Annotated in this window: 8 protein-coding genes and 1 pseudogene; 5 read left to right on the forward strand and 4 right to left on the reverse strand. The window is 72.2% G+C overall.

What is annotated here, in order from left to right:
* Positions 1–30: 30 nt before the first annotated feature.
* Genes ABZ371_RS26035 through ABZ371_RS26045 form a run of 3 tightly spaced genes read right to left on the reverse strand, consistent with a single transcriptional unit; the run spans position 31 to position 3,280 of the window.
* The gene (locus tag ABZ371_RS26035; protein WP_358683878.1) at positions 31–1,092 is read right to left on the reverse strand and encodes a low specificity L-threonine aldolase; all 1,062 of its coding nucleotides are present in this window, start codon (positions 1,090–1,092) and stop codon (positions 31–33) included.
* Positions 1,089–1,856 carry an SDR family NAD(P)-dependent oxidoreductase gene (locus ABZ371_RS26040; RefSeq protein ID WP_358683864.1) on the reverse strand — a complete coding sequence of 256 codons (768 nt, stop codon included), beginning with the start codon at positions 1,854–1,856 and terminating at the stop codon, positions 1,089–1,091. Before ABZ371_RS26040 ends, ABZ371_RS26035 begins: the two co-directional genes overlap by 4 nt.
* A 26-nt stretch (positions 1,857–1,882) precedes the next feature.
* On the reverse strand, positions 1,883–3,280 hold the full coding sequence (locus tag ABZ371_RS26045) for a DUF6421 family protein (RefSeq protein WP_358683866.1): 1,398 nt from the start codon (positions 3,278–3,280) through the stop codon (positions 1,883–1,885).
* Between the two features lie 245 nt (positions 3,281–3,525).
* Here ABZ371_RS26045 and ABZ371_RS26050 point away from each other — a divergent pair, with 245 nt between their 5' ends.
* Positions 3,526–4,209 carry a glycerophosphodiester phosphodiesterase family protein gene (locus tag ABZ371_RS26050; RefSeq protein WP_358683868.1) on the forward strand — a complete coding sequence of 228 codons (684 nt, stop codon included), beginning with the start codon at positions 3,526–3,528 and terminating at the stop codon, positions 4,207–4,209.
* Between the two features lie 99 nt (positions 4,210–4,308).
* Here ABZ371_RS26050 and ABZ371_RS26055 read toward each other — a convergent pair whose 3' ends face one another.
* The gene (locus tag ABZ371_RS26055; RefSeq protein WP_358683870.1) at positions 4,309–4,857 is read right to left on the reverse strand and encodes a GNAT family N-acetyltransferase; all 549 of its coding nucleotides are present in this window, start codon (positions 4,855–4,857) and stop codon (positions 4,309–4,311) included.
* Between the two features lie 193 nt (positions 4,858–5,050).
* On the opposite strand from ABZ371_RS26055, the gene ABZ371_RS26060 reads away from it, so the two are divergent.
* From ABZ371_RS26060 to ABZ371_RS26075, 4 genes and pseudogenes are all read left to right on the forward strand, one after another.
* Positions 5,051–5,659 carry a DUF5134 domain-containing protein gene (locus ABZ371_RS26060; protein ID WP_358683872.1) on the forward strand — a complete coding sequence of 203 codons (609 nt, stop codon included), beginning with the start codon at positions 5,051–5,053 and terminating at the stop codon, positions 5,657–5,659.
* A gap of 85 nt (positions 5,660–5,744) precedes the next feature.
* On the forward strand, positions 5,745–6,680 hold the full coding sequence (locus ABZ371_RS26065) for a M56 family metallopeptidase (protein WP_358683874.1): 936 nt from the start codon (positions 5,745–5,747) through the stop codon (positions 6,678–6,680).
* 34 nt (positions 6,681–6,714) lie between these two features.
* Positions 6,715–7,404 carry a phosphatase PAP2 family protein gene (locus tag ABZ371_RS26070; RefSeq protein ID WP_358683876.1) on the forward strand — a complete coding sequence of 230 codons (690 nt, stop codon included), beginning with the start codon at positions 6,715–6,717 and terminating at the stop codon, positions 7,402–7,404.
* 29 nt (positions 7,405–7,433) lie between these two features.
* Positions 7,434–7,624, forward strand: a pseudogene (locus ABZ371_RS26075) (hydrolase); the annotation flags it as partial.

A 7,624-nucleotide genomic window follows, 5' to 3' on the forward strand; every position in this document is an offset into this window, starting at 1 on the left:
CGGGGATCCGATCGGCCGCTTCGCACGTGGCTACCGGGCCATCTCCTCCTTGAGCGCGAGGACGAAGTCGTCGACGTCCTCCTCGCGGGTGTCGAAGGCGCACATCCAGCGGACGTCACCCGCCGTCTCGTCCCAGAAGTAGAACCGGAAGCGCTTCTGCAGCCGCTCACTCACCTCGCGCGGCAGCCGGGCGAACACCGCGTTGGCCTGGACCGGGTGCAGGATCTCGACGCCGTCGACGGCGCGGACCCCCTCGGCGAGCCGCTTGGCCATGGCATTGGCGTGCCGTGCGTTCCGCAGCCAGAGGTCCTTGGCCAGGAGCGCCTCGAGCTGGACGGAGACGAAGCGCATCTTCGAGGCGAGCTGCATCGACGTCTTGCGCAGGTGCTTCATCGCGCGGACGGCGTCCGGCCGCAGGACCACGACCGCCTCGCCGAACAGGGCCCCGTTCTTGGTGCCGCCGAAGCTGAGCACGTCGACGCCGGCCGTGTTGGTGAACGTGCGCATGGGCACGTCCAGCGACGCGGCCGCGTTGGCTATCCGGGCACCGTCGAGGTGCACCTTCATGCCCCGCTCGTGGGCGTGGGCGCAGACGGCCCGGATCTCGTCCGGGGTGTAGACGGTGCCGAGTTCGGTGTTCTGCGTGAGGGACACGACCTGCGGCATCGCCCGGTGCTCGTCGTCCCAGCCGTATGCCTGGCGGTCGATGAGCTCCGGTGTGAGCTTGCCGTCGGGGGTCGGGACGGTGAGCAGTTTCAGTCCGCCCATCCGCTCCGGGGCACCGCCCTCGTCCACGTTGATGTGGGCCGACTCCGCGCAGATCACCGCACCCCAGCGGTCCGTGAGCGCCTGGAGCGCGACGACGTTGGCGCCGGTGCCGTTGAAGACGGGGAACGCCTCGGCCGTGGGGCCGAAGTGGCTGTGCATGACCCGCTGGAGGTGTTCCGTGTAGTCGTCCTCGCCGTAGGCGACCTGATGGCCGCCGTTGGCGAGCGCGAGGGCGGCGAGGACCTCCGGGTGCGCTCCCGCGTAGTTGTCACTCGCGAAGCCGCGTACCTGCGGATCGTGGTGGCGTCGCGCGTCGGTCCTCAGGGTTGCGGGGTCAGCCACAGGCGCTTTCCGTTCACTTCTCCGGCGGGCCGGTCCCAGACGCCGGCGATGGCCTCGGCCAGCTCCTCGACGTCGGTGAAGCCCGCGAACTTCGCATTCGGGCGCTCGGCGCGCATGGCGTCGTGCACCAGTGCCTTGACCACCAGGATCGCAGCAGCGGCGGCCGGGCCGGCATCGCCCCCCGCCTTCCGGAAGGCGTCGCCCAGGGCGAGCGTCCACGCCTCCGCGGCGGCCTTGGACGCCGCGTAGGCGGCGTTGCCGGCGGTCGGGCTGGTCGCCCCGGCCGCGCTGACGAGCACGTACCGGCCGCGGTCGCTGCGCTCGAGGGGGCCCTGGAAGGCGAGCGTGGTCGACTGGACGGTCCTGATGAGCAGCTTCTCGAGGAAGTCCCAGTCGGCGAGGCTCGTCTCCGCGAAGCCGGGGCTGCCGCGCCAGCCGCCGACGAGGTGGACCAGGCCGTCGATCCGGCCGAACTCCTTCTCGGTCCTCACGGCCCAGTCGCGCGCGGCGTCCAGATCCAGCAGGTCCACGGTGTCACCGGTGACGGTGGCTCCGCCGTGCGCGTACCGCGCGGCGTCCACCGCCTCGGCGAGCCGCTCCGGGTTGGCGTCCGAGGCGACCACGGTCGCGCCCGCCTCCGCCAGCCGCAGGAGGGTGGCCCGGCCCGCCGGGCCGGCCGCTCCGGCCACCGCGATCACCGCGCCCTCGAGCGCACCGCTTTGGTCGCCCATACCTGTCGCGTTCATGGCCACCGCCTCCTCAGAACCCGCGTTCACGCGGCTGCCCGCCCTGCGTCCGTCCCGGTGATCCCCTGGGTCGAGGCGACCACGTGCTTCAGCTTCTTGGCGAGCGCCTCATAGAACATGCTCAGGGGAAACTCGTCGGGAAGCACGTCGTCGACGAGCCTGCGAGGGGGCTTCGTCAGGTCCAGGGCGTCGGGACCCTTGGCCCAGAGCGATCCGGGGTGCGGGGCCAGGTAGGTCGCGACCAGGTCGTACGCGGCGAACCAGTGCACCAGCTTGGGCCGGTCGATGCCGTCGCGGTAGAGCTTCTCGATCTCACCGCAGAGCTGGTTGGTGACCTGGGGGGCCCGGGCCCAGTCGATCTTCAGCGTGTTGTCGGTCCAGCGGACCACGTCGTGCTTGTGCAGGTAGGCGAAGAGGAGCTGACCGCCCAGTCCGTCGTAGTTGCGTACCCGCTCGCCGGTGACGGGGAAGCGGAACATGCGGTCGAACAGCACCGCGAACTGGACGTCCCGGCCCTGGCCGAACCCGTCGGCCTCCAGCTTCACGGCCTCCTTGAAGGCGGTCAGGTCGCAGCGCAGTTCCTCCAGGCCGTACATCCAGAACGGCTGGCGCTGCTTGATCATGAAGGGGTCGAACGGCAGGTCACCGTGGCTGTGGGTGCGGTCGTGGACCATGTCCCAGAGGACGAAGGCCTGCTCGCAGCGCTTCTGGTCGCCGATCATCTCGCGGATGTCGTCGGGCAGCTCGAGGCCCAGGAGGTCCACGGACGCCTCGGTCACCCGGCGGAAACGGGCGGCCTCGCGGTCGCAGAAGATGCCGCCCCAGCTGAAACGCTCCGGCGCCTCGCGCACGGCGATGGTCTCGGGGAAGAGCACCGCCGAGTTGGTGTCGTAGCCGGAGGTGAAGTCCTCGAAGGTGATGCCGCAGAAGAGCGGGTTGTCGTAGCGCGTGGCCTCGAGGTCGGCGAGCCAGTCGGGCCAGACCATCCGCAGGACGACCGCCTCGAGGTTCCGGTCGGGGTTGCCGTTCTGCGTGTACATGGCGAAGACGACCAGGTGCTGGAGGCCGTCGGCACGGTTCCTGGCGGGCTGGAAGGCGAGCAGGGAGTCGAGGAAGTCGGGGACGCCGAAGCCGTCCGCGGCCCAGCGCCCGAGGTCGGTGACGAGCGCGCGGTGGTAGTCGGCGTCGTGCGGGAGCAGCGGTGAGAGCTCCTCGATCGCGGCGGTCACACGCCGCAGGGTGGCCGCGGCCGTCTCCGGGGAAGGGGCTCCCTCGGCGGAGAAGTCGATGGAGCCGTCCCCGGACTGCCAGGGGCGCAGCTCTTCCACGGCACTCTTGAGCGCGGGCCAGGCCGGGTGCTCGACGACCCGCTGGGCAGCAGCTATCGCGCCGGATACTGGGGCTTGCTCAAGAATTTCCGTCATAACTCTTCCTTCACGGGAGAACCTCGCGTCCAGCAACCGTATCCGTGCGCCGTTCCTTCGGACAAGTGGAGACCTGGAAATCATCCGGTCGCCCCCCCATGGTCACCGCTATTTTTCCCGTCACACCCCGGTTCGACAACTTCTTCCGCCGGGAAGCCGGGACACGCGGTGTCCTGCCGCCGCACCTGGTTCCCTGTGGGCACGAGCTCCGGACGAACCGGACGACGGACGGAAGCGGGAGTGCCTTGACTTTTCAGACGATCGGCCATCGAGGGGTGATGGGCGTCGCACCCGAGAACACCCTGCGGTCGTTCCTGGAGGCGGAACAGGCCGGCATGGACGCCATCGAACTCGATCTGCACCTCAGCCGGGACGGCGCGCTCGCCGTCATGCACGACGCCGCGGTGGACCGTACGACGGACGGCACCGGGCTGATCGCCGGAATGACCCTGGCCGAGCTCCGCCGGCTCGACGCCGGCCAGGGCGAGCGCGTACCCGTGTTCGAAGAGGTGCTGGACGCCGTCGGCTCGCCCCTCCAGGCCGAGATCAAGGACGTGGCGGCCGCGCGCGCCCTGGCCGACGTGATGCTGCGGCGCGGGCTCGCCGGCCGGGTCGAGGTCTCCTCGTTCCACGACGAGGCGATCGCCGAGATCTCCGGGCTGGTTCCCGGGGTGCGGACGGTGCTCATCGCCAGCCGCTGGGGCGGCGACGTGGTGGAGCGGGCGAGGACCGCGGGCGCGGCGACGCTCGCCCTGAACATCCGCCGCCTGACGCTCGAGGTGGTCGAGGAGGCGCGGGCCCGGGGCCTGCGGGTGATCGGCTGGGTGGTGAACACCCAGGACCACCTGCGGCTGGTGCGGGCGCTTGGGCTGGACGGCGCGACGACGGACTACCCGGAGATCCGCCGCGCCGGGCGCTTCACCGCGTGAGAGTCCCCGGCTCACCGCGTGAGAGCCCCCTGACGCCGCGGCCGGCGGTGCCCGGCCCGGCGGTCCGAGGGGGGTCAGGCCAAGGGGTCGGGGGCCGCGTCAGAGCCGCTTGACCAGCAGTTCGAACGCGAGGTCGTCGCGCTGGGGGATGCCGAAGCGCTCGTCGCCGTACGGGAAGGGGGTCAGTTCCCCGGTCCGGCGGTAGCCGCGGCGCTCGTACCAGGCGATCAGCTCCTCGCGGACGGTGATCACCGTCATGTGCATCTCGCTCACGCCCCAGATCTCGCGGACGGTGCGCTCCGCCTCGGCGATGATCACCTTGCCGAGGCCGGCGCCCTGCAGATCCGGCCTGACGGCGAACATCCCGAAGTAGGCCGCCGCGCCCCGGTGTTCGAGCTGGCAGCAGGCGACCGGCTCGCCGTCCCGCTCGGCGACGAGCATCCGCCCGGACGGGGCCGCGACCACTTGGCGCACCGCGTCCGCGTCGGTGCGCTGCCCCTTCAGCATGTCGGCCTCCGAGGTCCAGCCGCCCCGGCTGGCCTCCCCGCGGTAGGCGGATTCGACGAGCCCCACCAGGACCGGGACATCGGCCTCGGTCGCGACGCGGAAGGTCAGCTGTGTCCGGCCGGGGGCCGGTGCGGTGTCCATGGTGGCGTTCTCCGGTGGTGTGCTGCCGACAAGTGCCGTCCGAGCCTAACGGGCGCCCGGCCGGGTCCGGCCGCGACCGTCTCCGCAGGCCGGGTCGCGCTCCCCCTGTACCTCGATGCGCCCCGGTAGGGCGGGGCCGCGCTGGGCATCGATGGGGCGACACCGGCGTCGTTCGCCGAGGGGGAGGTACACCGTGCACGGACCGGCACTCTCCGGATGGCTGTCGATGGCGCTGTGCGCGATCACGGGCTCGTACTGCCTGCTGCGGACGCGCGGCGGCACGGAAGGGGAGCGCAGGACGGCACGCGCCGAGGCGGTTATGGGGTTCGGCATGGCCGTGATGGCGGCACCGGCGGTCCTGCCGAAGCTCCCGGACCGGATGTGGGCGGTGTACGCCGTGGTGTTCGGCGGTGCGGCGGTGCGCGCGCTCCTGACCGCCCGGCACGGCGGCCCGCATCTGCACCACCTGGTGGGGTCCCTGGCCATGGTCTACATGGGTGTGGCGATGGCTCCGTGGGCGGGGCACGGCGGGCACCCCGGCCACGGCGCGGCGGGGAGCAGCGGGGCCGCCGGCGGCGTGCCCCTGCTGACGGGCGCGCTGCTCGCGTACTACGCGCTGTACCTGCTGCGCTCGGCGAGCGGGATGGTGCCGGTGGCCGCCCACGCGGGCGGCCCACCCGCACCCGGCGGGACCGGCGGTTCGAGCACGCCGGGCGGTGCCCCGCACGCGCGGCTCGACCTGACTCCGGCGTGCCGACTGACGATGGCCGTGGCCATGTTCGCCATGCTGCTCACACTGTGAGACGAGAACCGCGCGGAACCGTGGCGTGCGTCACTTGCCGCACGCGGCCGTACCGGTGGGCGCCGGGCACTCATAGGCTGACGTCATGTTGGTCTCCTGCACGCTGCTGCTGCTCGGTGCACTGGCCGCTGTCGTCGCTCCCGGCCTGATGGCGCGGGCCCGGTGGCCGGAGCGCGAGCCGGTCGTGGCCCTGTGGGTCTGGCAGTGCGTGGTGGCGGGGGTCCTGCTCTCCTTCGCCCTGTCCATGACGTTCAGCGCGGCGGCCGCCTGGCAGGCGGTGCGCGGGCACGTCTTCGCCCCCGCACCGCACGGTGTGGCGGAGGCCTACGCGCTCGGCGCGTACGGGCCGTGGTCGGCGGTCATCGCCGTGGTGCTGGCGCTCGGCGGGCTGTGGACCGCCGCCATGCTGGCACGGGAGATCCACCGGTCGCGGCTGCGCCGCAGGAGGCGGCGCGGCGAACTGCTGGTCCGTTCGCCCCTGCTGCCCGGCGAGGAGCCGGGCACGGAGCGCCTGGTGGTGCTGGAGGGGGAGCGCCCGGACGCCTGGTGGCTTCCCGGAGCCGCCCCGCGGCTGGTCGTCACGACGGCCGCCCTGGGTCGCCTGAAAGGCCGTCAGCTGGATGCGGTGCTGGCGCACGAGCGAGGGCACGCGCGGGCCCGGCACGACTGGCTCCTGTACTGCTCGTCGGCCCTGGCGACCGGTTTTCCCCAGGTCCCGGTGTTCGCCGCGTTCCGTGACGAGATGCACCGCCTCGTCGAACTGGCCGCGGACGACATGGCGTCACGGCGCTTCGGCCGGCTCACGACGGCTCTCGCCCTGGTCGGTCTCAACGAGGACCGCGGGGTGTTCGGCCCGTGCCCCGCGCCGGACGCGCAGGTCCCGATCCGGGTCAACCGGTTGCTCGCCCCGGTGGAACGTCTCACCGCCGGGCGCCGGTTGAGGCTGACGGCCGCCGCCGCCCTGGTGCCGGTCGTGCCGTTGCTGGTCGCGTTCGCACCGGGGCTCAGGGCTCTGGGATAGCCGGATCCGCGGGTCGTCGGCGAGGATCACTTCCATGCACTCCCCTCCACACTTCCCGCCGCGCTCCTCGCACACCGGATCACTCCTGCTGCGCGCGGGCGTCGTCTGCGCCACTCTTTCCGCCCTCCTGACCGCTCTTGTCGCCGCCGGTTGCTGGCCACTGATGTTGCTGGACAGCACGGTGGCGAACTCGCTGCACCGCGAGGCCGTGGGCGAACCGGGGCTCGTCCACGTCAACCGCGTGCTCACGGACTGGGTGTGGGATCCGCTGGCGATGCGCGCGCTGACCGCTGTGGTGGTGATCACCCTGTGGTGGCGCGGAGCCGGTCTGCTCGCCGTCTGGGTCGCGGCGACCAGTGCCCTGGCGACCCTGCTCCAGCAGGGGCTGAAGGCCGCGGTGGGACGGGAGCGTCCGCAGTGGCCCGACCCGGTGGACTCGGCGCACTACGCCGCCTTCCCCTCCGGTCACGCCATGACCGCGATGGTGACCTTCGGGCTCCTCCTGTGGCTGCTGCGCCTGTACGGGGCGGCACCGCTCCTGTGGTGGACCGCGCTGGTGGTGGCCGTGGTCTCCGTGGCAGGCGTCGCCTTCACCCGCCTCTACCTGGGCGTTCACTGGCTCACCGATGTCCTTGCGGGGTTGCTGCTGGGTGCGGCCGTGACCGCCTTCTCGGCGGCCTGGTACAGGGCGCGGTGGGCCGGCGGCGCGGCGGCGCCGTTGTAGGGCCGGGAGACCACGGGGATGATCGGGCCATGCGGCCCACAGGTGTGCTCTTCGACTTCTCCGGAACCCTCTTCCGCGTCGAGGACGTCGGCGCGTGGTTCCGGGCCGTCCTCGACGAGCGCGGAACGACCATGGAACAGTCCGATGTCGAGCGGTACGTCCGGCGGCTGACGGCCGCGGGGGCCCTGCCCGGCGGGCCGCCCCCGGTGCGGGTCCCGCC

It is taken from the genome of Streptomyces sp. NPDC005899 (assembly GCF_040629645.1).
In the GTDB taxonomy this organism is placed as follows: Bacteria; Actinomycetota; Actinomycetes; order Streptomycetales; family Streptomycetaceae; genus Streptomyces.